Source organism: Stieleria neptunia, assembly GCF_007754155.1.
Taxonomy (GTDB): Bacteria; Planctomycetota; Planctomycetia; order Pirellulales; family Pirellulaceae; genus Stieleria; species Stieleria neptunia.
The window spans coordinates 1,353,702-1,379,579 of the sequence record NZ_CP037423.1 but is presented as its reverse complement, the minus strand read 5'-3'; the positions used below and the strand labels follow the sequence as shown (position 1 = coordinate 1,379,579).

At 60.8% G+C, this 25,878-nt stretch carries 23 protein-coding genes; 12 read left to right on the top strand and 11 right to left on the bottom strand.

Annotated elements, in window-relative coordinates:
* Nucleotides 1–128: 128 nt before the first annotated feature.
* Complete coding sequence (locus Enr13x_RS04875) at nt 129–1,058, bottom strand: ABC transporter ATP-binding protein (RefSeq protein ID WP_145392111.1); 930 nt, start codon at nt 1,056–1,058, stop codon at nt 129–131.
* Between the two features lie 46 nt (nt 1,059–1,104).
* Nucleotides 1,105–1,548 (bottom strand): GntR family transcriptional regulator, encoded by a 444-nt coding sequence (locus Enr13x_RS04870; protein WP_145384973.1) that lies wholly within the window; start codon nt 1,546–1,548, stop codon nt 1,105–1,107.
* A gap of 143 nt (nt 1,549–1,691) precedes the next feature.
* Between Enr13x_RS04870 and Enr13x_RS04865 the strand changes: the two genes are divergently transcribed.
* Entirely contained in the window at nt 1,692–2,489 is a 798-nt protein-coding gene (locus Enr13x_RS04865; protein ID WP_145384972.1) for an Fpg/Nei family DNA glycosylase, read from the top strand.
* 98 nt (nt 2,490–2,587) lie between these two features.
* Here Enr13x_RS04865 and Enr13x_RS04860 read toward each other — a convergent pair whose 3' ends face one another.
* The 4 genes from Enr13x_RS04860 to Enr13x_RS04850 all read right to left on the bottom strand — a co-directional run bounded on the left by Enr13x_RS04860 (nt 2,588) and on the right by Enr13x_RS04850 (nt 7,208).
* Nucleotides 2,588–3,427 (bottom strand): biotin--[acetyl-CoA-carboxylase] ligase, encoded by an 840-nt coding sequence (locus tag Enr13x_RS04860; RefSeq protein ID WP_197455789.1) that lies wholly within the window; start codon nt 3,425–3,427, stop codon nt 2,588–2,590.
* On the bottom strand, nt 3,424–3,603 hold the full coding sequence (locus Enr13x_RS37715; RefSeq protein ID WP_197455788.1) for a hypothetical protein: 180 nt from the start codon (nt 3,601–3,603) through the stop codon (nt 3,424–3,426). Before Enr13x_RS37715 ends, Enr13x_RS04860 begins: the two co-directional genes overlap by 4 nt.
* A 97-nt stretch (nt 3,604–3,700) precedes the next feature.
* Complete coding sequence (locus Enr13x_RS04855; RefSeq protein ID WP_145384970.1) at nt 3,701–5,221, bottom strand: DUF1501 domain-containing protein; 1,521 nt, start codon at nt 5,219–5,221, stop codon at nt 3,701–3,703.
* Between the two features lie 97 nt (nt 5,222–5,318).
* Nucleotides 5,319–7,208, bottom strand: coding sequence for a DUF1800 family protein (locus Enr13x_RS04850; RefSeq protein ID WP_145384969.1), 1,890 nt, complete (start codon nt 7,206–7,208; stop codon nt 5,319–5,321).
* Between Enr13x_RS04850 and Enr13x_RS04845 the strand changes: the two genes are divergently transcribed.
* From Enr13x_RS04845 to Enr13x_RS04830, 4 genes are all read left to right on the top strand, one after another.
* Nucleotides 7,182–7,391, top strand: coding sequence for a hypothetical protein (locus tag Enr13x_RS04845; protein ID WP_145384968.1), 210 nt, complete (start codon nt 7,182–7,184; stop codon nt 7,389–7,391). The two genes, Enr13x_RS04850 and Enr13x_RS04845, sit on opposite strands and share 27 nt — an antisense overlap.
* Nucleotides 7,392–7,606: 215 nt before the next feature.
* Nucleotides 7,607–8,644: a GTP 3',8-cyclase MoaA gene (moaA, locus tag Enr13x_RS04840; protein ID WP_231744096.1), complete on the top strand. Its 1,038-nt coding sequence runs from the start codon at nt 7,607–7,609 to the stop codon at nt 8,642–8,644.
* A gap of 50 nt (nt 8,645–8,694) precedes the next feature.
* On the top strand, nt 8,695–9,507 hold the full coding sequence (locus Enr13x_RS04835; protein ID WP_145384967.1) for an SDR family oxidoreductase: 813 nt from the start codon (nt 8,695–8,697) through the stop codon (nt 9,505–9,507).
* Nucleotides 9,508–9,736: 229 nt separating this feature from the next.
* Nucleotides 9,737–10,813 (top strand): sugar kinase, encoded by a 1,077-nt coding sequence (locus tag Enr13x_RS04830; RefSeq protein ID WP_145384966.1) that lies wholly within the window; start codon nt 9,737–9,739, stop codon nt 10,811–10,813.
* A 384-nt stretch (nt 10,814–11,197) separates the two neighbouring features.
* Here the strand turns inward: Enr13x_RS04830 and Enr13x_RS04825 are convergent, their stop codons facing one another.
* Nucleotides 11,198–11,803, bottom strand: a complete 606-nt coding sequence (locus tag Enr13x_RS04825; RefSeq protein WP_231744095.1) for a DUF2585 family protein — start codon at nt 11,801–11,803, stop codon at nt 11,198–11,200.
* Between the two features lie 453 nt (nt 11,804–12,256).
* Between Enr13x_RS04825 and Enr13x_RS37710 the strand changes: the two genes are divergently transcribed.
* From Enr13x_RS37710 to Enr13x_RS04815, 3 genes are all read left to right on the top strand, one after another.
* Nucleotides 12,257–12,421, top strand: a complete 165-nt coding sequence (locus tag Enr13x_RS37710; protein ID WP_197455787.1) for a hypothetical protein — start codon at nt 12,257–12,259, stop codon at nt 12,419–12,421.
* 60 nt (nt 12,422–12,481) lie between these two features.
* On the top strand, nt 12,482–13,759 hold the full coding sequence (locus Enr13x_RS04820) for a DUF1559 domain-containing protein (RefSeq protein ID WP_145384965.1): 1,278 nt from the start codon (nt 12,482–12,484) through the stop codon (nt 13,757–13,759).
* 127 nt (nt 13,760–13,886) lie between these two features.
* The gene (locus tag Enr13x_RS04815) at nt 13,887–14,840 is read left to right on the top strand and encodes a CvpA family protein (protein WP_197455786.1); all 954 of its coding nucleotides are present in this window, start codon (nt 13,887–13,889) and stop codon (nt 14,838–14,840) included.
* Between the two features lie 55 nt (nt 14,841–14,895).
* Here the strand turns inward: Enr13x_RS04815 and larA are convergent, their stop codons facing one another.
* Together larA and Enr13x_RS04805 are read right to left on the bottom strand one after the other, a co-directional pair.
* Entirely contained in the window at nt 14,896–16,194 is a 1,299-nt protein-coding gene (gene larA / locus Enr13x_RS04810; protein ID WP_145384963.1) for a nickel-dependent lactate racemase, read from the bottom strand.
* A gap of 350 nt (nt 16,195–16,544) precedes the next feature.
* On the bottom strand, nt 16,545–17,261 hold the full coding sequence (locus tag Enr13x_RS04805; RefSeq protein ID WP_145384962.1) for a class I SAM-dependent methyltransferase: 717 nt from the start codon (nt 17,259–17,261) through the stop codon (nt 16,545–16,547).
* Nucleotides 17,262–17,431: 170 nt separating this feature from the next.
* On the opposite strand from Enr13x_RS04805, the gene Enr13x_RS04800 reads away from it, so the two are divergent.
* Together Enr13x_RS04800 and Enr13x_RS04795 are read left to right on the top strand one after the other, a co-directional pair.
* Nucleotides 17,432–19,171: a DUF1549 domain-containing protein gene (locus tag Enr13x_RS04800; RefSeq protein ID WP_231744094.1), complete on the top strand. Its 1,740-nt coding sequence runs from the start codon at nt 17,432–17,434 to the stop codon at nt 19,169–19,171.
* A 93-nt stretch (nt 19,172–19,264) separates the two neighbouring features.
* Entirely contained in the window at nt 19,265–20,572 is a 1,308-nt protein-coding gene (locus tag Enr13x_RS04795; protein WP_145384961.1) for a DUF1501 domain-containing protein, read from the top strand.
* Nucleotides 20,573–20,657: 85 nt separating this feature from the next.
* On the opposite strand, the gene Enr13x_RS04790 is transcribed toward Enr13x_RS04795, so the two are convergent.
* Nucleotides 20,658–21,119, bottom strand: a complete 462-nt coding sequence (locus tag Enr13x_RS04790; protein WP_095741585.1) for a superoxide dismutase [Ni] — start codon at nt 21,117–21,119, stop codon at nt 20,658–20,660.
* A 310-nt stretch (nt 21,120–21,429) separates the two neighbouring features.
* Between Enr13x_RS04790 and Enr13x_RS04785 the strand changes: the two genes are divergently transcribed.
* Both Enr13x_RS04785 and Enr13x_RS04780 read left to right on the top strand, forming a co-directional pair.
* Nucleotides 21,430–23,418 (top strand): NAD(+) synthase, encoded by a 1,989-nt coding sequence (locus Enr13x_RS04785; protein WP_145384960.1) that lies wholly within the window; start codon nt 21,430–21,432, stop codon nt 23,416–23,418.
* A 264-nt stretch (nt 23,419–23,682) separates the two neighbouring features.
* Complete coding sequence (locus tag Enr13x_RS04780) at nt 23,683–24,960, top strand: hypothetical protein (RefSeq protein ID WP_145384959.1); 1,278 nt, start codon at nt 23,683–23,685, stop codon at nt 24,958–24,960.
* Here the strand turns inward: Enr13x_RS04780 and Enr13x_RS04775 are convergent.
* Nucleotides 24,957–25,847 carry a TIM barrel protein gene (locus tag Enr13x_RS04775; RefSeq protein ID WP_231744093.1) on the bottom strand — a complete coding sequence of 297 codons (891 nt, stop codon included), beginning with the start codon at nt 25,845–25,847 and terminating at the stop codon, nt 24,957–24,959. The genes Enr13x_RS04780 and Enr13x_RS04775 overlap by 4 nt on opposite strands.
* Between the last annotated feature and the right edge of the window lie 31 nt (nt 25,848–25,878).

Below are 25,878 nucleotides of genomic sequence, written 5' to 3'. Positions count from 1 at the left end.
ATTGAAGTGTTCCGCCCGGGGACGGCGGTTGCATCAACCGATGGGCGCGAGCCCACGGGCTGGTCAAAGGAGTAACTCGTTCGGGTGCCGCGGACGCTTGCGCGTTCCGACTGGTTTCAGCAATGGTCTCAGATCGCCGCCGACATCGTTGCGGTCATCGCCGGTGCGGTGCGGTCGGACGTGCAGGCGACAAAAATTTCTTCCAGTGTCGCGACACGCGTCCGGACCTCCGTCACGCCCGGCGTTTCGCGAAGCGCGTGGATCATTTCCGGTGACAGGTGTCGGACGAACAATTGGCGGGATCGGCCCGACGTCTCTTCGGTCAACACTTCGGCCGGCTCCGGAGGCGGTGCGATCGATCGCAGCGGATCATCGACGTCGATGACCACCTCGTGAATCGATTCGCGCAGCTCCGCCAGCGGGCCGAGCAACCGGATTCGGCCGTGGTGCAGGATCGCGATCGTGTCGGCGACCCGCTCGACTTCACTGATCTGATGGCTGGACAGGAACACCGTTCGCCCCGTCGCGGCGCGGTCGATCATCGATTCCAGAAAGTTGCGACGCACCTTCGGGTCCAGCCCGCTAGTGGGCTCATCCAAAATCAACAGCGACGGGTCATGGGCGAGGGCAAGTGAGAGCGCGACCTTGGCACGTTGGCCCTTGGAAAGATGGCGGATCTTCTGTTCCGGGCGGATCTCGTAGCGGCGGATCGACGCTTCATAGTTCGGCAAGAACGAGTCATCATAAAACGACGCCGTGAAGCCGCCGATCTGCGCGACCGTCATCCAATCGTAGAGCGCCGGTGCGTCGGAGACGTAACCGATTTGACGCCGTACGCCCTGAGGGTTCCGCAGCGGGTTGACGCCGCAAACCGTGCATGAGCCGCTGGTCGGTTTTTGGAACCCGGTCAGAATGCGGATCATCGTCGTCTTGCCGGCACCGTTTTCGCCCAACAGTGCGAACACCGTTCCCGGCTGGATTTCCAAGCTGACGCCCATCAGCGCGTCACAGCGGCGGAAGTGCATGGTCAGTGCGTCGGTGGTGATCACGGGTTCCATGGTCGTTTCGCTCCGTTGAGACAGACGGTCGGTTGTTGGTGCTTCGCTATTCATCGTCGGCTCCCCCGTTGTCGCTCGGTTCGGTGGACGACACCATGACGGCCGGCTCGGTATCCACCAATTGACGCAGGTGATCGTCCACAAAAGTCTTGATCTGCTTTTTCGAAAGCCCGGCATGCCAGGCCTCGGCCAAAACCGATCCGATGCGTTCGTTCAACACCGTCTCGCGCTCGCGGCGACAGATCTCGACCGCCACGTCGCGGACCACCATGCCGCGGCCACGCAAGGCCTCGATCACACCGTCGGCTTGCAGCTGGTTGAAGGCCCGGGCGACCGTGTTGGGGTTGAGCGCGACCTGGTTGCTGAGCGCACGGACGCTCGGGAGCAGTTGTCCCGGGCGGATGGTTCCCGCGGCGATGGCAAATTTGACTTGCCGAACGAGCTGCAAATAGATCGCGACGTCGCTTTGGACGTCGATCGAAAAAAACATGGCTGGACCTGAACGAGGAACCAGTGATTGAGTGTGCTATCGAGATAGTACGGTAGTTCGTATTGCCTGTCAACGAGATTTTTTGAAAATCTGTTGTCGGCCACCCGATCGCCATTTGCCGCCATTGAAGGTTTGCCAGCACCATGCCCGAAGGACACAAGACCCATTTCCTTGCCCGCCAACACACCGATTGGTTTGCCGGGCAATCGTTAAAGGTGACCAGTCCGCAAGGACGGTTTCGCGGCGACGCGCGCAAGGTTTCCGGCCGGGTGATGGATCGTTGCGAGGCGATCGGCAAGCACCTGTTTTATCACTTTGAAAACGATCGTCTGATTCATGTTCATCTCGGCCGGTACGGGAAGTATCGAATGCACTCGACGCCGCCGCCGGCTCCGGTCGGGCTGGTCCGGATGCGATGGGTGGGCCAGACATGGTCGCTGGATCTGAACGGCCCGACGACCTGCCGCGTCATCGATCGGCAAACCCGCGAGGAAGTGATCGGCAAGCTCGGCCCGGACCCGCTCGCCGAGGGTTCGCCGGCCCGCAAGAAGGCGCTTGTTTGGGAAACCGTTCGCGTCAGTGGGAAACCGATCGGGGCGCTCGTTTTGGATCAGTCCGTGGTCGCGGGTGTCGGCAACATCTTTCGCGCCGAGCTATTTTTCGAACTCGGCCTCGATCCGCGTACCCCCGGTATCGAGCTGGGCAAGGCGACGTTTGATTCGCTGTGGAAGTCGTTGGTCAAGATGATGCGAACGGGATTGAAGTATGGAAAGATCATCACCGTCACGGCCAAGGAGGCCGGCGCGCCGCGAGCGACACTGGAAGGCCGCGATCGATTCCGCGTTTATGGCAAAGCGTCTTGCCCCCGTTGTGACCGCTCCATCGAAACGATCGAAATCGCCGCGCGAAAGCTGTATTGGTGCCCGGGATGTCAGGGCTAAACAGAAGTGGGATAGGCTTCCAGCCTGTCGTCCCCTGGATTGACAGGCTGGAAGCCTATCCCACTGGATTGACAGGCTTCCAGCCTCTCCCACGGTCGCTACGCCGGTCGGACGCGTTGGACTTCGCCGCTGCGAAAGTGTCGCCGGTTGCCGTCGACGATCAACTCCAGCGATCCGTCGTCGGTGATGCCGGTGCAGTGCCCCGTGATCGTTTCGCGGCTCTGTTTCAATGACAGGTCGTGACCGGCCAGCGCGCATCGCGACCGGTACGGACCGATCCATTCATCGGGCCCCTCGTCGAGTTCCCCGAGCATTTCGGCGAGCGATTCGGCGTTGGCGGCCAGCATTGATTCGCGGCTGACGTGGCGATCGGTGAGTTCGGCGATGGACGCCGGCGGCGTGGAGTGCGGGGAATCCAGCTGCGGTTTTCCGTTCAGATTCAATCCCACCCCGACCACCATCCGCCCGCCGATGGTCGCGTTGGTTTCGATCAGGATGCCTCCCAGTTTGTGCAGCCTGGGGGGCGTGGCGGAATCACTTGACCGCAGCGTGCAGATGTCGTTGGGCCATTTGAGTGCGACGCGGCAGGGCGGGCAGCTGAACTCGATCGCGCGGGCCACTGCGACGCCGACGGCGGGCGACAGCACGGAGGCGGACGGGTGGGTCAATTCAAACGGGATGACCAGTGAAAACGTCAACGCGTCGTCCTCGCTGATCCACGCATTGCCGTGTCGGCCGCGGCCGGCGGTCTGCCGGTCGGCCAGGACCAGTCGCGGCAGCAAGCGATCGTCGATCCGGTCCGTCTGCAGCTCCGCCAGGGCATCGCTGTTGGTCGATGCGGTTGCCCTGCGATAGACCGCCGACGCGATCACCCCGTTTCGGATCAATTGATCGAGGGTGTGGCGCAGGCTCGGTGTGACGCCATCGTCACAATTCAAAACGGCATCCAAAGTCCCAGCGACATCCAAGTGTAGAGTGCAAACAGAACGAGCAGACCGATCGCGACGAGTTGCCAGTGCAGTGGCGTGCTTTTGGAACGCAGCGGCGTTCCGAACTCGCGCTCGACGAATTCGTCGTAGTCGAACTCCTCGTCTTCTTCGTCGTCGTAGCTCATCGGGGTGGGGTAAGCTTGCCGGCTTGCCATCAGGGTACGGATCGCAAGCTGCGAGCTTACGCCACGGAACGCAAGCTGGAAGCTTACGCCACTTGGGTTAGGTGAACAATCCGAGCGGGCCGGCGGTCGAGCCGGAGGAGAAGAAGTTTCGGATGTTGGGAATCACGTCGACCAGGTCTTGATTGTTGCCGACGCCGAACCACATCGCCAGGTCCGCGGCCATCTCGTCGACCGAGGTGGTCGGGATCAGGCGTCCGCGGCCGAGGTTCAGGTTGCCGGCGATCGAATCGACCGGAGTGCTGAGGCTGGTGGGGTACTTGCCGAACAGCTTGCCGCCGTCGACGCTTCCGCCGGCGACGATCTGGTTGCCGCCCCAGGCATGATCGCTGCCCTGGCCGTTGGTGCCCAGGGTGCGGGCGAAGTCCGAGGCGGTGAACAGGGCGACGTCGTTTTGGATGCCCAATTCAACGGTGGCGTCATAGAAGGACCGGATCGCGCGGCTGACTTCGGCCAGATTGGTTTGCTGGGCCCCGATCAGACCGCTGTGGTTGTCCCAACCGCCGTTGGTGACAAAGAAAATCTGGCGGGTTTGACCGAGGCTCGCTCGGGCACCGATCACCTTGGCCACCATTTTCAGTTGGTTGCTCGGGTTTTCCGATGCGAACGGTGTGTTGATGTCGACCGCATCGGTGGCGGTATTGAATTGCAGCGCGGCGTCTGCGGAGTTGCGGTTGGTTTCGGCGAATGATTTCGCCAACAGGTCGTTGTAGGTTTGATCCAGAATGTTATTGATGGCCCGGGAATTCATCCGATCCTGGCGTCCCAGGCTGCCGGCGTAACCGTTCACCTTCGTCGCGCCGTTGTTTCCGATCGCATAGGGAACCACGTCCGAACCGGTTTGGAACAGGTTCATGCCGTTGACCGAGATGTTCATCGAGACGCTCGGGTTGGAATTGGTACTCTGCAGCAGATCGGCCATGCGACCGCCCCAGCCGGTGATCTTGCTGCGTGATTGCGGGAAACCGGTCTGCCAGTGGCGTTGCAGGTCGGCGTGGGAAAACAACCCCAGGGGAAGCCCGGCCCGCGCGTTGTACTGATCCCGCGTGGTCGGTTCGATCAGCGAGCCGACGTTGGAAACGAAGCTCAATTTTCCCGCGTTGTAGAGACCGGCGACACCGGTGGTGGAAGGGTCCGGCAGCGGATCGGGTTCCGGGTCGGCAAAGGCTTGGGCGGCCATGGCCGGGTGCAGGCCAAAATTCCGTGAGTCGGGTCCGGCGATGGAGACCAGCGAGCTTTGATCCAGGGCAAGGCCACCCGGGTTGGTGTCGGGATCATTGATGCCACCGCGGACGTCCACGTAGTCGCCGTATTCGCCGCTGGTCGCGGTTCCGTCGTACGGCGTCAGCATGTTGTAGGAGTCGTTGCCCCCGAGCAGAAACAGGCAAACGATCGCCTTGTAACCGGTCGGGTTGGTTTCGGCCGCCATCAGCGACTTGGTCGCTTGCAGATTCAACAGCGTCGCCATCAACGAGGTGTTCGTCATCAGGCCGCAGCCGCCGGCGGCTTTGAGCAACGCGCGGCGCGAAGTGAAGATCGATTCGCTGGAGTGAAGATTCATGGCAAAGGATCCGGAAAAGCAGACAAGTGTTGGGGTAAAGCGCCGATCAAGCCGTTTGATTGATCGGGGCGAATGAAGACGCGGCCTCTGGCTCGGCCTATTGTTCAATCGCGCAGTCCGGGGACAGGACCACGGCGTTGAGCATCACTTCGAGACGCTCGACGTTGGAGGCGGACGGTTCGCTGGCGAGGGCGTTCTTGATGCTCGTTTTGGTCGCTTCGCTCATCGACCCGTTGCACAACCAGAGATCAAAACGCTGCAGGATTTCATCCAGGTTGGCCAGGTCTCGCGCCAACTCCAATTCCGGTTCCAGGTGGAACGTGATCCGGCACGAGCCCTTTCGCATCCCATATTCCACGTAACGCCTGTAGGTCCAGACTCGCAAACGATTCAGCGTTTTGTTGGCGGTCACGCCGTTGAGGATTTGGAACTCCGGTGCGACCAACGCGTCATAGGGGTTTCGCCGCGTCGGCGTGTAACCGATCAAGTCGCCGGGGGGCTGGAAGTCGGGCAGGTAGAAATTAAAAACGCTGGGCGAACGGAAGGGCATCTGGCCGAACTCACCGCCGACGCCGGCGGACAGCATCATGTAGCCGGCCGCGTAGTTCGTCGTCGGCCGCATCACTCGGATCAGGGAGGTCGCACGCAGGATCGGTTCACGCAGACGGCTGTATTCGGTGCCGCGAACGATCACATCCACGCGGGTCGGGCTCCGTCGCCGCACCGTACGTTGGCCGCGATACAGTTCCGGGTCCGTCAAGATTGCTTTGACCACCGCCTTGATGTCACCGCGAACGCCGCGGCCGTTGTCATTAAAAATTCGCGTCACGCGTCGCAGGTACGCCCGTGACGGATTCGATTTCACCAGCCGCTGGATCAGCAAACGGCAGATGAACGGGGCCACGTTGGGGTGACCGGCGATCGCATCGAGCCCCGCGCCGATCTCGGCTTTCACGTCCGCTTGCGTCACCGCAGACGGCAGCGGAGGCAACACCGTGCCGAACACCGTCTTGCTCGCCGGGGCACCCGGGTCTTCGGAGTAGTTCAAGTTGTTGTCGTGCTCGGCAACATGAATCTCCATCGGATCGCCGAAGTTGCGCGGCACGTAAAAGTCATTTCGAGAGTAGTGTTTGTATTTGAATCCCGTGAACAATCGCCCCAGTTCTTTGATTTGTTCGTTGTCGTAGGTGGGGATCAAGTTGCCGTCTTCATCGGTCTTCAAGCGACCATCTTGGTGCATGTGGTACAGACCGACGGAGAACAGTTGCATGATCTCTCGCGCGTAGTTCTCATCGGGGAAACGCCCCGCGCTGAGGTCAGCTTTGCGATTGCCTCGCGAACTCAGCCAATCACCCATGCAGGGATGGTAGGTGACATCTTCGAGTAGCTCGCGATACGTCCCGTCGACACCGTCGCACAACATGTCGTAATAATCGGACATCCCCAGCCAATCGGTGATCGAGACTTGGCCGGCACCGAGCGAACGTCTGTCGTCATTGTTGAAACCGGTCCCCGAGTCGCCGATCACAAAGATTTGGGAAAGCGCCCAGGCGACCCGCTGGCGCAGTTGATCTTCGCCGGTCAGGGCGATGTGCCACCAGGCTTGATAACGGTAGTTAGCAACACCGATGCCCTGTGTGTCCGGCTCGCGTCCATCGACGTGGATGATGTCGCGGGCCACGGCTTCGTGCGAGGAAGGCGCCAAATCGAATTGCTGGTCGATCCATTGCGACGTCGCGCGTTTGTAACCGACTTCACTGATTCGGCGGGCGAGTGCGTCGATCGAGGCTTGCGTCGGACCGAAGGTGGCTTTGGAAAGAAACTGCGATGCCCGAACCTTGGCTTTCATCAGCCGCACGTCGCGTGAACTTTTGACCGGAAACTCACCGGCTTGAGAAACCGCGGGGTCAAGCGATGACGAGCCGATCCATGCGACGAGGAACAGTGCAGGGAGAACCCATTGAAGTCGATCGCGTTGCTTGCGCATGATCACCACCTAGAACGAATCGGGAAAAACGCCGGCTGGGAAAAGAAAGACGAGAGGATCAATCAGCCTGGCGAGATGCGGTTTACGGCCGACTTCGCCGCCGCCAAGGCGTTCGAAATTAACGCGAAGCAAGGCCCGACGCAAAGCGCAATGCCGGCCTCATGGACCTTACACAGCAAATAATCGCCACCCCTCCCCCCTTCGGTGCTGCGTTGTGTAAGCGTTTGTATCGAAACGCCTTGTGAGACTGCTCCAATGGGTGGTCCCGCTCGCATCCCCTCTGGTCGCGTCCGCGCGATCGAGGACGTCGAAAATCCGACTGAATTCGGCTAGGCTGAAGCGACGCGACGCCTGTTGCCGGTTCTGCACTCCATCTCCCTCCTGTCGACGCGCGACGATTGACCACGCCTTCCCCTGCCGAACGTCCGACCGACAGCGCGATCGCTGACCCGCTGGTCGATCGATTCGATCGCGTCCACCGCAGTCTGCGGATCAGCGTGACCGACCGATGCAATCTGCGCTGCTTTTACTGCATGCCGGAAATCGGCGCCGAGTTCGCCCCGCGTGCGACGTTGCTGACGTTTGAAGAGATCCGGCGGATCGCCGACGTGTTGGCCTCGCGTTGCGGGATCCGGGACGTTCGTCTGACCGGTGGTGAACCGCTGGTGCGAAAGGACCTGCCCCGACTGGTCGAGATGCTGGCGTCGATCGATGCATTGGACGATTTGTCGTTGACGACCAATGGGATTCTGTTGGAGCAGTTTGCCGAACCGTTGCGGCGGGCCGGATTGAAGCGATTGAACATCAGCATCGACACCCTGGACGAAGTGAACTTTCAAAAGGTCTCGCGGCGGAGCGGTATCAACCAGGTGATCCGCGGAATCGACGCCGCGATCGCGACAGGGTTTGAAACGATCAAACTCAACACGACGGCCGTCAAAGGCGTCACCGAAAGCGAAATCATCTCGCTGGTCCAGTTTGCCATTGAACGCAACGTTCAAATTCGGTTCATCGAGTTCATGCCGCTGGACACCGACCGCTGCTGGCGGACCGAGAATGTGCTCAGCGGCGAGACGATCGGCGCGATGATCGAGCGAGCGTTTGGGCCGCTGGTGCCGGTTCCCCCGCCGGTCGCGTCCCAGCCGGCAACTGATTTCCGCTTGCCGGGCGGGCAGTCGATCGGGCTGATCCAGTCGGTGACCAAGCCGTTTTGTGATGCATGCGACCGCATTCGTTTGACAGCGGACGGCGCGATTCGAAATTGCTTGTTCTCACAGCAAGAATTTTCGATCCGAGAGTTGTTGCGACGTGGCCTTCGCGACGACGAATTGGTCGACCAGTTTCGGCGGGCGGTTGCGGCCAAGGCGGCCGGCCACGGGATCGACGACGGCGACTTTTCGCCGCCCGAGCGGCCGATGTATTCGATCGGCGGGTAAACTCCAACCCACACTGTTAGCGGGCCGCCGGACAGATTAAATTACCGCCCATGAATAATCTATTTGAACTCAATAGCGACGTCGCGGCGGTGATTGGTGGAACCGGCGAATTGGGCGGGCTGATGGCTGAAGCACTCGGCGCCGGCGGCGCCAAGGTCGCCGTGATCGGCCGCAACGCCGAGCGTGGTGAAGCGCGGGCCAAGAAGATCACCGACGGCGGCGGCGAGGCGAAATTCTTTGCCGCCGATGGATTGAGCGGCGAGTCGCTCGATGCGGCCCGGCAGGCGATTTCCCAGTGGGCCGGCGCGCCGACCTCGGTGCTGGTCAACGCGGCCGGCGGCAATCGCCCCGAGGCGACGATTCCTCCGGGAGGCGATTTCTGCAAATTGCCTCTGGACGCTTGGCGCGATGTTTTCGATCTGAACCTGGTCGGCGGTGCACTGCTGCCTTGCCAGGTGTTCGGCCAAGACATGATCGATGCGGGCGTGGGCAGCATCATCAACATCGCATCGATGAGCGGCATCATCCCGCTGTCGCGCGTCGTTGCGTATTCCGCAGCCAAGAGCGCGGTGATCAACCTGACGATGTGGCTGGCCCGTGAATGGGCGACCACGGGGGTTCGCGTCAATGCGATCAGCCCCGGCTTTTTCCCCGCCGAACAAAACCGAAAACTCCTGTTCAACGACGACGGCAGTTACACCGAGCGTGGCGGCCAGATCATCGGGCACACGCCGATGGGCCGATTCGGCAAACCGGAAGAGCTGGCCGGTGCGACCATCTGGCTGGCCAGTCGCAAGGCGTCGTCCTTCGTCACCGGACAAAACATCGCGATCGACGGCGGCTTCGCATCGGTCACCATCTGACACTCCGCACGATAGGCTCCCAGCCTGTCAAACCACTGTGGGATAGGCTTCCAGCCTGTCAAACCACTGTGGGATAGGCTTCCAGCCTGTCAAACCGCTGTGTGATAGGCTTCCAGCCTGTCAAACCGCTGTGTGATAGGCTTCCAGCCTGTCATCACAACCGCCGACAGGCCGAACCCCTACCTCTCCATTCCCCCAACCATTTCGTCGCACAACGAGACCATCGGAAATGATCGAACTTCGCAATGACGCCAAGTACGCCCTCGTCATCCCCACCAGCATGGGCACCCGGCTGACGCCGGTCGACCATCAGCCGTTCCACTGCAGCGACACCTTCAAGATGCAAGCGACGAGCGCCGAGTCGAACGTCGGCAGCGTGTCGTCCTTTCTCGGATTGCCGGTCAAGATTTTGACGGCGTTCGTCAAAGACAGTCCGATCGCGCGGTTCATCAAGGACGACTTGGCGCGGCGACACATGGACTACGAAGGCCCCGAATTCGAACAAGCCACACCCTGGGGCGTTCGGCACCAGATCAACATGGCCGACAGCGGTTGGGGCTCGCGCGGACCACGCGTCCAGAACGACCGCGCCGGTGAAGTCGGACGCCTGCTCAGCGTCAAAGACTTTGATTTGGATCGGATCTTTCGCGACGAAGGGGCAAAGATCGTTCACATGTCTGGCTTGATCGCCGCGTTGTCCGAAGAAACCAGCCAGTTCTGTTTGGAAATCGCCCGCGCGGCCAAGAAGCACGGCGCGCGGATTGCATTTGACCTCAACCACCGGGCTTCGTTTTGGGTCGGCCGCGAAGACGAATTGTCGGCCGCGTTCAAAGAGATCGCCAGCCTCTCGGACATCCTGATCGGCAACGAAGAAGACTTTCAATTGTGCCTGGATATCCAGGGACCCGAAGCCGGAGGAAAAGACATCGGGGCGAAAATCGATGGTTTCAAAGAGATGATCGGGCGGGTCAAAAAGGAGTATGCCGACACGACCTTGTTTGCCACCACGCTGCGGGAAGTCGAAAGTGCCAACTCCCACATGTGGGGCGCCATCGTCTCTCACGGAACCGACTTTACCGTCGTCGAGCCACGCCAAATCGGAGTCTTGGATCGGATCGGCGGCGGTGATGGTTTCGTCGGCGGACTGCTCTATGGCGTGCTCAACGGATGGGATGTCGAAAAGAGCACGCAATTCGGTTGGGCCACCGGGGCGCTGGCGGCAACCATGCTGACCGATTACGGCCAACCCGCCGACGAAGATCAGGTGTGGAGCATCTGGCAGGGCAACGCGCGCGTCAAACGCTAACCGTTGATTGAGTCGGCATCGGCTGAGTCAACTCGTGAGCCGCTGGCCGTAAGGCCTCGGGCCGCGTCGGAAGGCCCGGCCGCATACGCGTCACGGCTCACCTCGATTGGTGCCACCCACCAATCGCAGCCTCTACGTGGCACCGCCTAATTTGCTAGCAGCACACTCCGCGTCGCCCCCGCCACATTAAGTGGGTGGCACCAATTGGGAGCCTAACCGTTGCAGGCCCAGCCCGACATCCTAGCGGGACGCGACGGGCCGTTGATTGAGTCCGCATCGGCTGAGTCAACTCGTGAGCCGCTGGCCGTAAGGCCTCGCGGCACACTCCGCGTTGCCCCCGCCACGTTTAGTGGGTGGCACCAATTGAGAGCAAGCGCTAATCGGTCATCCTGATTGCCACTGCAGAATCGCGTCGCTGGGCCAGACCAGCATGATGATGTTCAACAGCAGACTGTCGCGGATCGTTGCTAGCAGTGCGACTTCGACGACAATCAAAATGGCCGCGCTGTAATACCACTTCAGCCGCGATGCGATGGCATACCCGGCAAGGCAGGCCAACAGATCGAAGACACTGTTGGCGATCGAGTCGCCGTAGTAGTCCAGTGAAATGGTCGCCTCGCGGTAACGCTCGATGATCATCGGCGTGTTCTCAAGAATTTCCCAAGCCGCCTCGACCACGGCCGCTGTTTTCAATCGAACGCCGGCGGGCATTCGCCGCCGAAGCGGCCACAACGCGGCAAAAAACAAGATGCCGTGCAGCACGTGGGTGAAGGTGTACGGGTCGATCAGGTGCTGGGAATTGTGCCGGGAATAAATCTCCCAGGACCAGGGTCTGTAGGACCCGCACTGGCACCAGGGCGGCTGTCCCAGCAACCACAACGTCGTCACCATCGCAGTCGCGATCAGGGTCAGGTCCAGCCACACCGGCCGCGCCCACGAGGTGGGGCCAGACCGAGGTTCCGGTTGTGGTTCGGATCGGGAGTCTTGCATCACACGGTTGCCGGAAAGTTTGGAGGAGGACGCCCCGGGTCGCGAAAATTTAAAGCTGACGAAGCGATGAAAAAAAATTTGGCCGCCACGAATGATCGTCCGGTTCGCCGCGGCCCGATGACTTTGTGAACTTGAGGGCGCGCGATCGCTTATTGCGCCGCGACAACGGCACATGCAATTCCCATCGGCGTTCGGCTCCGCGGATCCGCTGGGCAATCTGGAAGTGTCGGCTGTAACGCAATGATGGTTTCCCGCGATTATCTGACACTGGGGGGTTTCATAGGAGGCTGCGCGGGGGTTGAATACTAACGTCGGGACCAATGCCGGACTGCGGGGGCAGGCGGGCGACGGGATGAACGCAATGGTCGACAGCGCCGTTGCGGGTGATCCAATCGTGACCGCGTACTCATCCTGTCAGCCGGCCTGAAAGTCTACTTTTCTATCGGCAGTTCCATGAATCGAATTCCTCTTCTTGTGTTCGTTGTGGCATCCGTCGCCCTGCCCGGGTGTTTCTCCAGCGAGCCCACGGTGATCCAGCCGCGGACCTATCAGATGAGTGAGCAGGAGCAGGCCAATCGCGACCGCGCCACCCAAGCGCTGGCCGAGCATCGTCAGTAGACCCTCACCCGATCACTCGTCATCTCATCTCACGGATCGTCATTGATAGGGGAAGCGACAATGAAACTGAATCCATGCCGGGCCAACGCAACCCGGGCGCGAGCGTTCACGCTGGTCGAGCTGTTGGTCGTGATTGCAATCATCGGCATTCTGGTCGGTTTGTTACTACCGGCGGTTCAGTCCGCCCGCGAAGCGGCGCGGCGGATGAGTTGTAGCAACAATTTCAAACAGATCGGCTTGGCCGTTCACAACTACCACGCCGCGTACAAGCAGCTGCCGATTCATCTGAACGGAACCCGCCGTCTTCCACCCACGGGAAGTTGGTTCAGCGAATACGGCGACGATTGCAACATGATGATGCTGAGCACGTTTGTCGCCCTGACGCCGTTCTTTGAACAGCAGGGGATCTGGGATCAGATCAGCAATCCCAACTCGGTTGACCTGAACAATCCAGGGGTGACGCGCGTTCCGCCATGGCCTGCGATGGGCCCGACGCCGACCGAAGAACCCAACAGCGTTGTCATCGTCAATCAAAGCAACCATGCTTATCCACCATGGATGACGGAGATTCCCACGCTCCGCTGCCCCAGCGATCCGGGCGTCGGCCTACCGGCAATGGGACGGACCAACTACGCCGCTTGTCTGGGCGACGGGTTGCACTACACCGACAACGGTCCGTACTGGTTCAACTTGCGTGGGGTTCCCAAGATCGAGGTCCACAACAACTCCAACACCAGCTTGTTGGCTTCGGCGCGGGGCATGTTCGTGCCGCGGGTAGAGAAAAAATTTCGAGACGTGTTGGATGGCCTGTCCAACACCATCATGTACGGTGAAATTGCGACCGATCTGGGCGACCGCGACGTTCGCACCCTGGCGCACAGTTTTGCCCCGGGCACCTTCAGCGGGCTGCGCAATGCCCCCACCGCCTGCCGCGACGACATCGACCCCGACCGTCCCCGATTCTGGGATCCTTCGCTGGCCGACGTGATGGCAGGCAATCAGGGGCGAGGGTTCCGCTGGGCCAGCGGGATGCAACCCTACACGGCGATGAATACGATTCTGCCGCCCAACTCGGAAACCTGCATGTCACTCGAAGACACCACACCGGGCGTGCTGTCGGCGAGCAGCCGTCACCAAGGCGGTGTCCACCTCTTGATGGGCGACGGGGCCGTGGTTTTCATCACCGATTCCGTCGAGGCGGGCGATCCGACCATCGGAACCGTGGTCTACAACGGGACCGGAAACCGCCGCCCCGGGGCGGCAAGCCCGTACGGATTGTGGGGAGCGTTGGGGACGCGAGCCAACCACGAGGTGATCCAAGCGCAGCTCAATCAGTGAGGCCCCGCTGCGCTGCAGGCCCGTATTTTGTCGCTCCGATTCGGCATTGAAGCCGCAGTCGGCGGAACAGATGGCCTATGATTGGCCGTGCAAGTCCCGGTTCACCTCCGCCCCGCCAATCGTCATCATGGCCGATTCCACCGCGACGAATCCGTTTCGACGCAAGAAAAAACGACGAAAGCCGAAACCGGGTGACCCGATCCCCATGCCGGCGTGGCTGTTTTATCCGCTGTCACTGGGCAGCCTCGCCGCGGCGGTTCTGCTGTACCGACGCGGTGATCCCGTCACCGCCATCACGATCGTTGTCATCGCGCTGGCCGGTTGGGGCGGGTTCAGGATGGGGTTCGCCCGGATCGCGGCATCAATCCTGGCACTCGTCGCCGCGGTCGCCTACGCGCCGGCGATGGGCATGCACTACCAGGCCGCGTTTTCCGAACGATTCGGCACCACTGGGCTGACCAATCGTTTCCTTTGCATCGCCGCCATCGGCGTGCTGATCTCGTTGGTCGTCACACTCGGGATCTCGATGATCAGCAACTGGGTGTTGGCAAAACGCCGCGTCTGGAAAGGGGCCAATCAATTCGCCGGTCTCGCCATCGGATGGGTCGAAGGGGTCGCGATCTGTTACCTGCTGCTCGGTGGACTGATCAGTCTGCAAATGTGGCAGCGTGCGGACGACATCAAGGACAACGCCGTCGCGACGGCCGTCGACGATTGGGCCTCGCGAACACGTCAAAGCCTGCTCGGCCCGTTCATTCGTGACTACAACCCCTTCCAGCGCTTCGAGCCGCTGGCCGGCGTCGGCGAGTTCCGCCAAACGGTGCAACGATTGGGCGACCCCGAAAACGTCCAGCGTCTGTTGGAGGATCCCGGCATCGCAGAACTGCGATCCGATCCCGCCTTCAATGCAGCGATCGATGAGATTCGCAACGATCCGGCGCTCAACGAGTGGATCGAGCAGAATCGTCCGCCGGACCGACAGTTGCTGCTGCATTTGATGAGCAGCCCCGGCTTGATGCATCTGGTGGACCATCCCGATTTTCTGCCCAAGGCCCGTCAAGCGATCCAGGAAATGCGTTAGCCAAGTGGCGTAAGCTTCCAGCTTGCGAATCCCAGGCTGAACGCAAGCTGGAAGCTTACGCCACTTCGTTTTGCACAAAGGGGATCACGTAGGGGCCTTCGGGGATGACGGCCACGGACTTGCATGCGCTGGCGTCAATGCAAGCCTGCAGGGTGGCTTCGAGATCGTCGACAATCGAGACGCCGGTGAGCGTTTGCAATGACGGAGAAAGCGAAGAGTAGAGATGGACCGTTCCCCGCTCCGTCGCTTTGGTTTGCATTTGGGTTTGCCAGGCATCGATCTCCGCAAACGGTTGGTGCCGGATCGATTGCAAGAAACCATCAGATCCCAAGCGTGTCAGCGTCGCCTGGGCGGCGGCGTATTCCTCCGATCCCAACCCTTCGCTGCACTCGGACACGATGATCAGATGGCCGCCGGGCTGGAGGATATCGATCGCACCGACCATCCCTTTGACGGTTTGATAATACGTTTTGTCCAGCGGGTAACCGGCGGCGCTGGTGATCACCGTCGGGTAGCGCCGCGGCACGCTCACACGACAATACTGGCCGATAAACGCGACGGCATCCTGGTGGCTTGCGGTGATTTCGCCGAAGTTGACCAGGGACAGGTTTCGTTGGTCGTCGATGACCGTGTTGAGCGCGTACGCGCCGCCGATCATCTTGACGATTTCCAACTGTTCTTCGTGCAGCGGGTTGCGATGCAGGTTGCAATTGGTGGCGGCGGCGTCGGACATGAATCGATGGTTGTGAAACGTCCGGATCGTGTCGGCATGTGCCAGCCCGGGCGCGATCACTTTGCGGCCTCCCGAATAGCCGGCCATGAAATGCGGCTCGACCAGTCCGGTGGCGATCCGAAGATCGGCTTGAACGAACCGGCGATCGATTTTGACCGGTGTCTGCCGTGTCGGGGTTTGGCCCAAATCGATGTGGTCCTGATCGCACAGCGCGTCGTGGTTGACGACGTTGACGTGTTGCAACACCCAAGGGTCGCCGATCAGTTCGGCAAGCTCGTCACCGAGATTGGGGCGATGCAATCCCGTCGCGACCAAGACCGTGACTTGGTTTAGCGGCACGCCGGCCGACACGAGGGTCTCGATCATCGGTCGCAGGAACAGGTGATTCGGGACCGGCCGTGTGATGTCGCAGATCGCGATGCAGGCGCTTCCGGCCCCCTCGGCGATCTCGCGCAACCCCGCCGCACCGCTCGACCCCACGGGGCAGTTCAATGCCTGGTGAACCGCGGCAATCGGATCGCCCTGTCGCGGCATCTCCGGCTTGGCGATCAGCGTCACGTCGGCGTCGCGCGGCAAGGGCACCGTGATCCCGCTTCGACCATAAAGCAACGACACTTGCATGATGACGACGGACTCCTGGTGTTGCTACCGAGCGGGAATGATGACGATGAATCAAAGGTAGCCGATCATCGACCAAGAGACACAGCAAGTCAAGAATCAACGCTCGCTGGCAGCATTGGTGTCAACGCAGCTCGCAAGACCTGAAATCACCCTCTCATTTAGGGAGGGTCAGACGCGAGGTACAAGCGGGCGGGGACGTTTTTTGGCGGCTCGCAATCAGTCTGCGATGTCCAACCGACCCTCCCCTCGCTTCGCTCGACCCTCCCTGCCAGGGAGGGTTTCAAAGAATGTGTTGACACCGATGCTCTGATAGGGAGCGTGACAAAAAGCACTTTGAAATCAACGATGCCTTAAGCACCACGTCGCGGGAACGCGACCGGTTGGCCGTACCACGGCGGGTGCGCGCCGGTTTTGACGGCCAACAGGATGGCCTTGCCGTGCAGATGCTCCGGCCCGTGCGTGTAATCCCATTCCAAGCGTTCTTCGTAACGCAAGATCCTCAGCGCGGAGGCTTCCTCGGTGGCCCAGCCGGCGAGTTGATTGGGGGCAAAGTAATTGACCACCGCGGCGGCGGTCTCGCTTTGGGGGGCATCACTCTGCGATCCCGGCCATCGGTCGCTGCCGGGGTCTTCGGTCGTGTGGACTTCGACGTAAACCACGCCGCCGTTGCGGAGACCGGCCATCATTCGGTTCCAAACCCGCCGGGCATCGTCGGCCGGGAGATGATCCAAGACGGTCGTTGCGCAGATGGCGTCGAAGGCGTCGGGTTGGATTTCATGGTCGCAAACGTTCGCCACACAGGTCTGCACGCGTGAGCCGACGCCGGCAGCCTCGGCCCGTTGCCGGATTCGCTCGGCACCCCGCGGGCTCAGATCGACGGCGGTCACGTGAAAACCGGCTTTGGCCAATTCGATGGTGTCACGCCCGGCTCCGGCCCCCAGATCGATCGCCTGGCCGCTACAGTCCACCTGGTCCAGGTAGGCGGCCAGGGGAGCCGACGGCACGTCCCCGTAGGCGATCTGGTCGCGGTCGTAGGGTTCGAAAAACGGGTCGGTGGGGTCTGACATGAACAATCCAAGAGTTTTTTTCGGTTCCAATCATCAAGATCGGTTCATCGGGGGCGAATGGAACGAGAATCACTCGCCATTTCTGCCGCCGTTTGTGGATAATAGCGTGGGGGCTAGCGACTGTACCAGCGATGCAAAACTGACGATGCAACTAATTTGAAAATGATCTGATGAAACAATTCTTCGTCTCCGTCGCGAAGTGGAGCTGGTTCGGGCTGTTGATGCTGGTCGCGTTCGGGTACATGGCGTCCGGGCTGTCCGAATCCTCCAACGATCGACGTCGCGAGGTCGAAGCGGCCAGCGACGTTCGATTGGAAGGGACGCAGCCGTCGGCCGATTCGGAATCCACTGATCGGGAATCCGTCGATTCGGCGCCAATCGATGCTGCTGCCCCGAGCGAATCGATTGACCGCGTCGTCGCTGCGGTCAACGCGGCGCGCACCGAACAACTTGCCGAGCTCGGCTTGCAGAGTGCCCCGCCGGCCGATTGGCTGGCGTCGTGTCGCCGCATGTCGTTGGCGCTGATCGGCAGCGGCGTGTCGCTGCAAGAAATCCGCGGGTTGGAAAGTCTGCCCGAAGATCGGCGTGAATCGACACACCTGTCGAATTTACTCGGCGACCCGCGATTCCACGACTATTGGGCAGAGCGGTGGACACGGTTCGTTGTCGGTGCCGACGAAGGCCCGTTCATCGTTTATCGCAGACGCCGTTTCCGGCACTGGTTGTCCGACGAACTGGCTGCTAATCGTCCGTATGACCAGATCGTCCGCGACTTGATCACCGCCGAAGGGCTGTGGACGGACCGTCCGGAAGTGAATTTTTTGACGGTGACGTTCGACAGCAACGACGGCAACCCGGATCCGATTCGCTTGGCGGCCCGAACCAGCCGCGCGTTCCTGGGGCTGCGCATCGATTGTCTGCAATGCCACAATGACTTTTTGGGCAACGTCAATTTGGGCGATCCCGTCGAGACTCGCGAAGGCCTCCAACAAGACTTTCACCAGCTGGCCGCGTTCTACAGCAGCGCCAAAACGAACGGATTGCAAGGCGTCCGCACGGGCCAGGCCGACTACGAGTACCAGTACCTGGATGAAACCGAAGCGGTCCAGGTGACACCGGCGGTGCCCTACGCCGCCGAGTTGTTGCCGGAGGAAGGCGACGCCCGATCGCGTTTGGCGACTTGGGTGACGCATCAAGACAACCGCCAGTTTTCGCGCGCCGCCGTCGCCCGGTTTTGGGCATTGATGTTCGGACGCTCGGCAACCGAAGCGGTCGACAACCTGCCGCTGGATGAACCGCTGCCGCCGATGTTGGAGCCGATCGTGGACGATTTTGTGCAACACCGCGACATTCGACGCACGATTCGGATCATCGCGCAAAGTGATGCGTTTCGCGTTGCCAGTCGGGCGACATTCGACGTCACTGAACCGCATGAACAGCGCTATGCGGTGTTTCCCCTGACCCGTTTGCGTGCCGAACAAGTCGCCGGATCGATCGTTCAGGCTTCCAAGATCAAGGCGATCAATCGTGATTCCTCGTTGTTGGTTCAATTGATCCGATACGGATCGATCAACGACTTCTTGGAACGGTTTGGTGACTTGGGTGAAAACGAGTTTTCCAAAGACGGCATCACGATTCCGCAACGATTGTTGATGATCAACGGCAACATGCTCCGCGAAGCCGGCGAGCCGAATCCGGTTTTGAACGCGACCGGGCACATCAACCTGTTCGCACGTGACGACGCGCAAGCGATCGAGACGATTTATCTGTGTCTGCTCAATCGCTATCCCGACGCCGAAGAACGCGACTATTTCATCGACAAACTGACCGAGCGTTCCGACCGTGGAGAGGCCCTGGAAGACCTTTATTGGACGCTCGCCAATAGCACCGAGTTCACCTGGAATCATTGACGCAACGTCACTGCGACCACCAATGAAGACCGCCGATTCCCCACGTTTGCAATCATCCACCCGCCATTCCATTCCGTCTCACAGCCCGATCCCATGTCCCATCACGATCTGCTTTGCGACCCGCATGCCCATCTCTCTCGGCGAACACTGCTGGGTGCCGGTGCCGGCGGGGCGATGCTCTCCACCATCGCCCATCAACTCGCCTGGGCCGACGCGGTCGGTGTGACCGAGACGTCTCGGCCCAAAAACGTGATCCTGTTGTGGCTCGAGGGTGGACCGAGCCAATTGGAAACGTTCGACCCGCACCCGGGATCGGCCATCGGCGGCGAAGTCAAAGCGATCCCGACCAGTGTTCCCGATCTGCAGATCGCCGACACGTTGCCACGCGTGGCCGAGAAGATGCATTTGGGATCGCTGATCCGCAGCGTGACCAGCAAAGAAGGCGATCATCAACGGGCGATTTACAATATCAAGAGCGGGTATCGCCCCGATCCGACGCTGGTGCATCCGTCGATCGGTTCGATCCTGTGTCATGAGTTTCCCGAACAGTTGGACATCCCGCGACACATCTCGATCCTGCCGCAGAACGCTCCGGCCCGCGGCGGTTACCTGGGCCCGGTCTATGATGCGTTCAAAATCGGTGATCCCCAGAACCCGGTCCCGGATCTGAAATCGCCGATCGCCGAAGACCGGTTCGATCGCAGGATGAAAGATCTGCAGTGGCTCGAAGACCGGTTCCGCCGGCAGCGACTGCGTGACTTGGACCAAAACCGAACCCTGCACCAGTCGTCCACCGATGCGGCGCTGCGGATGATGTCCAGCGAACAGGTCAGCGCGTTTGATGTTTCCAGCGAATCCAAGGAGACGCTCGAACGATTCGGCCAGACGCCGTTCGGACGGGGCTGCCTGGCGGCGACGCGTTTGATCGGCGCGGGGGTGCGTTGCGTCGAGGTCACGCTGGGCGGTTGGGATTCCCACATCACCAATCACTCCTTGCAATCGGCCCGCTGTGAAATCCTGGACGCAGCCCTGGCGGCCTTGTTGGACCGGCTGGTTGAGCAGGACTTGCTGGAAACCACACTCGTCGTTTGCGGCGGCGAATTTGGTCGCACGCCACAGATCAACCCGGCCGAAGGACGGGACCACTGGCCGCACGGATTTTCAACCTTTTTGGCCGGATGCGGCATTCGCAAGGGAGGCGTGTACGGCGAGACGGCGGCCGATCCCAAACTGGATCCCGACAAGCCGCTGGCCGATGTCGCCCGTCCGATCACCATCGGTGACCTGCACGCGACGATCCTGTCGACCTTGGGCGTGCCCTATCACGAAGAACGCCAAACCCCAATCGGACGCCCGTTGAAAATCAGCGAAGGCGAACCGGTCGGGGCCGTGTTGGCATAAGGGACGTGTAGGTGATGCTGTGCATCACATTCGGCTACCATTCGGCACGCACAGCGTGCCCTACCGTGAAAGCACCTTCCGCCGCTTAGTGCGAGTGATCGAACGCGGGCTCTTTACCTTCGTAGGCGCGGTACAAATCGAAGATCGCTTTTTCGAGCACCTTGGCGGTTTCCGGATCCGCCGACTGCTTGCACTTCATCGCAGCGATGATGACGGCGTGGGCGGCGGTCAGTTTCTTGGTGTAACCTTCGCTGCCCGGTTTGATGCGTTGGGCCAAGAAGTACGCCGAGATCGTGTCTTGAATCTTCGTGGCGTGCTCTTCTTTGGTCGTGACCCAACGTCCGGCTTGGTTGATCGATTGGGCCGACATCTCGCCGTCGGCGATCTCGTTGATCTGCAGCTGAGCCTTCGAAATCGTGTGCTCATCTTCGAGCATTTGTTCAAATCGCAATTGGTCTCCGTAAATGCCGCAGGGGACCTGGCAGTGGGCCATGGCGATCGACGCGGTGATCATCAGTGCAAACGCAGCGGTCAAAATTCGGGTCATGTCGTTTTCTCTCATCAAGTCGTTTGTTCAATCAGTTAGACACAGATCGTTCGCTTCGTCGGCGGTCCGCTTTCGGAGCGCAGGCGACGAAGCGAAGCGGGTTCAGATTATAGGGCGCAAGCGGGCATTGGTGGCGGGGGGACTGTCCAGAGACCGTGAATAATCCGGTACACAGGAGCGGGGATGGTGCCGGGAGTGCGGTCGGACCGGTGCAGGTTACAATGGGCCCGGCGGTCAAAACGTTGCGTGAACGTTTCGTGTTGATCGCGTGATTTCCGCAACATCACCCCCTACCCCCAGACCGACTGCATTGTTTCAGCACGGAATTTTTCGCATTCACGCGGCGGCCCCGCCGACCGTTATCGCCGATCCGGCGGCAAACGCCGAGGCGATTTTGAATTCGATCGGAAACATCGACGCCGACTTGACCGTGCTGCCCGAACTGGCGCTGACGGGCTATACATGCGGTGACCTGTTTGGCAGCGATACGCTGCTGATCGGCGCCGCCGAGGGGTTGATGCGGATCGCCGAGTCGACTCGGGCCAGACGGGGCGCGGTGATCGTTGGATTACCGCTGGTGGTCGGGGATTGCCTGATGAACGTTGCCGCGGTCGTCTGCGGCGGCACGATCGCCGGCGTCGTGCCGAAATCGTTTTTGCCGACCTACCGCGAGTTCTACGAGGGACGGCACTTCCGCCCCGCCGGACCGGCCGACCCCGCGACCGTCGCCATCGCGGGACAGGACATTGCGTTCGGGACGGACCTTTTGTTCCGCCTGGGCGAAGCCGTCATGGCGATCGAAATTTGCGAAGACCTGTGGACGCCGATTCCACCGAGCAGCAACGCGTCGGTGGCCGGCGCCAATGTGTTGGTCAATCTTTCGGCCAGCAACGAAACGATCGGCAAGGCCGCTTGGCGTCGCGACTTGGTCAAGTCGCAATCGGGCCGTTGTATCGCCGCCTACGCGTATGTTTCCTCCGGTCCCGGCGAGTCGACGTCGGACCTGGTCTTTGGCGGGCACTGCCTGGTCGCCGAAAACGGCTCACTGATCGGCCAGTCGCGGCGGATCGGAGACGGCCGATCGCCCGAATGGGTCGCCGAGATGTCCGTCACCTGTGACATCGATCTCCAGCGACTCGCCCATGATCGACGCGTGGTCGGATCGTTTGATGATGTCGCAGATCAACTGAAACCGAGTTATCGAACGATCAAGCTGATCCAAGACGCTGCCAAGCAAGCGGCGCCCCAGACACTGCTTCGCTATGTCGATGCCCATCCCTTCGTGCCGTCCGAAGAAGGTGAATTGGCCGAGCGCTGCGGCGAAATCTTTGCGATCCAATCGGCCGGTCTGATCAAGCGACTGTCGTGTCTGCCAAAATCGACTCCGTTGGCGATCGGCATTTCCGGCGGATTGGACAGCACCCTGGCACTGCTGGTCGCGCTCAAGGCGGTCGATGCCGCCGGCTGGCCGCGGGAATCGATCCATGCGATCACCATGCCGGGATTCGGCACCACCGATCACACCCGCACCAGTGCCGATCGGTTGATCGAATCGACCGGCGTGACCGGCGATTGCATCGACATTCGCCAACTCTGTTTGGACACCTTTCACTCGCTCCGCCACCGACCGCTCGGACTGGAGATCGACGAGCACACAACGGTTGCATCGTTGCAACGTCAACTGAATCAGTTGCCCGATGACGCAGCCGATTTGACCTTCGAAAATGTCCAGGCACGCATCCGCACGATGTTGTTGATGAACCGCGGATTTGTGCTCGGCACCGGTGACATGAGCGAGCAGGCGCTCGGATGGGCGACATACAATGCCGACCACATGTCGATGTACAACGTCAACACCTCGATCCCCAAAACGCTGGTGCGATTCCTGGTACGCTACGCCGCGGATCACTACTTTGATGGTCAACTGGGCAGCTTGCTGCATCGGATCGCCGCGACGCCGATCTCACCGGAACTGTTGCCGCCGGCCAGTGACGGAACGATTCGGCAGAACACCGAAAGCTCCATCGGGGCATACGAGCTGCATGACTTTTTCCTGTACCACTTCGTCCGCAACGGATTCACACGCGACAAGATCCTCTATCTCGCCTCCCAAGCGACGTTCGATCAGCCGTATGACTCGGTGACGATCGCCGCGACGCTCGACCAATTCATCACGCGGTTCTTTCGCAATCAATTCAAACGCAATTGTGTGCCCGATGGGCCCAAAGTCGGTTCGGTCAGTCTTTCGCCACGCGGTGACTGGCGGATGCCCAGCGACGCCGGTGGCGGATCGTTTTGAACCGCGAAGGGCGGGTTTCTCGCGACAGTGTGAATAATTCGCATTCCGGTCTTGCCGGATATTCCAGAACGTCGCATTGGTCCGAATCGGATGTTCGTTCGTGTCTGAGCGGTTGACGGCGTTGGAGGGTGCTCGGAGATCGATTTTGCCGGGCCCACGCCGGTTCGATTCTCGCTCGTGGTGGCGACTCGTCGAAGCCAATGGAGCAGCAATGTGCGATCCAAGGATGGTTCGCTCGTCGGCAGACCAGCAAGGAAGCGTGAGATGTCAATCAGCAATCGTGGCGGCAAATCGGTCGCAAAACTTGCCGCGGCCCTGTGTGTGCTTTCCACAGGCGTGGTTCCGGCAGACGGGGGCGAGCTTCCCAAGTTGATCCGCACGACGTCACCGATTCGCGTCGCCCCCGCGCCCGTTGAGGATGGCGAGGGCACGTTTCGTTTTGCCGAACTGGGCGAGACCGGAGCGACCGGTATAACCGACACACTTCCCCCCGCCCGATCGGCGGCCCCTGCGCCATCGATCGCCGCTGCCCGATCGGCGGCCATCGTGCAGCGCCCCCCCAATCCGCAAACTCGAAGTCTAAGTTTGGATACCGGGCGTGGCGAGCGACTGACCAATCCGCTGGTCGTCGACGCGCCACCGAAGCTGCGTCGCTTCCGCGTCCAGGATTATCCTCTGGTGATGCCGACGATCGATTCGCAGTCCTCGGCCGACGCCGAAGTGGATCGCCGACACGTCCTGCCGCCGCAGCCGGTCGCCGACCTGGATGCCGCAATGGACGTTTTGTCGGCCCAGACCAATCCGGAACCGGCGCTGCTTGGGACCGCGATCCAAAGTGGTTTCGGCAGTTTAGCAATCGACCAAATCGGCTCGCACTTGGAGCAGCCGTCGTCACCGGGACACACGATGGACTATCCGCCGTTGGGCCGCTTTTCCACCGACCTGGTGCTTCCGCCGGGGCAACCGCTCGAATTGCACACGCCGGGCATGACCAGTTCGTTCCGCGAACAATTCGGCACGATCGACGCCGGCAGCTTGATCGAAGACACGTCCGACTTGCCGGACGAAGCCGTGCCGGCCTTGCCATCACCGACGGGGTCGCCGCAGGCCGCTGCGATCGCGAGGTCGTTGCAGGTGCTCGGCCAAGGAGCCACGCAGCCGGCAAGTCCCGCCGCGATGGAGGTTGCGTTGAACGATCGCGGGGACGGCGAGGGCCGAGTCGCGTTGGAGGTGGAGGAGCTGTTGGCGGCCAGTTCACAGCAAGCGGAAGACTCAGGATCGGAATCAAAATCGAATCAGGACGTCGGCAGCACCAAACCGTCGTTGGCCGAAAAATTCGTCGGCTGGTCCAGACGGTTGACGTCCGGTCGCACGTCGTCACAGAACCAATCCGTTTCCACGCGACTTTCTAGCGAGCGATCGTCCGACGACTCATCGGCCGATACGCCCTCCGCGGGCGGACCCACACCGCGGCAAACCACCCCGCAGCCGCGAAAACGATCCGGTGGCATCCTCACCCAGTGGCTCAACCGATCCCGCTAGACGTCGCAGACCGCGTAGGCTTCTTCGAGCGAGCGGATCGGGTCATCGCTGGTGGGAATGAATTCCTGGGCGACATAGCCGCGGTACCCAGTGGCCTTGATCGCGCGCATGACGGCCGGGTAATTGATTTCGTTGCGGCCATCGAGTTCGCGGCGTCCCGGATTGCCGGCGGTGTGGTAGTGCCCGATGATCGACTGGTATTTTTCCAAGTTCGCGATCAGGTCGCCGTTCATGATTTGAACGTGGTAGATGTCGTAGAGCAGTTTAAATCTTTCACTGCCGACTTGATTGACCAATTCGGCGCACTGGTGAATGTCGTCGCCCCAGTATCCCGGGTGTCCCTTCATCGGATGCACCGTGCCGTCGGGGTTGAGGTGTGCCTTGCTATTGAGATGCTCCAGGACCAAACCGATCCCTTTTTCTTCGGCATAGGGAATCACGCGTTTCCAGCAATCCAGACAGTTCTTGCGGGCGGCAGCGTCGCTGATGCCTTGTTTTCGCATCCCGGTGAAGGTGATGACGTTGGGGGCGCCGTATTGGACCGCCAAGTCGATTCCGTCGCGAAGTTTCTTTTCGACTTCGGCGTGATTGTCTCGGTCCAGCGGCCCGGTGGCGAAACCGTGGCTGCCGACCAAGGAGATCTTCAGTCCCATCGCGGTGACTTGGTCGTAAAGCTTTGCATTGATACCTTCCATGGCTTCCAAGCCGATGCGTTTGCACTCGACGGCCAATTTCAGCATGTCCATCGGGTTGAAGCACCAGCCCATGATGGATTGTCGAATGCGGCCACCACTTGCCGCGTCGTCGTCGCCGATCAGGTGTCCGGGGGCCAGTGCCGCACCGGCGGCGGCGATCAGATTGGCGGCGACAAAATCACGGCGTTTCACGGTGGGACCTGTACGGGTTTGGGACGATTGA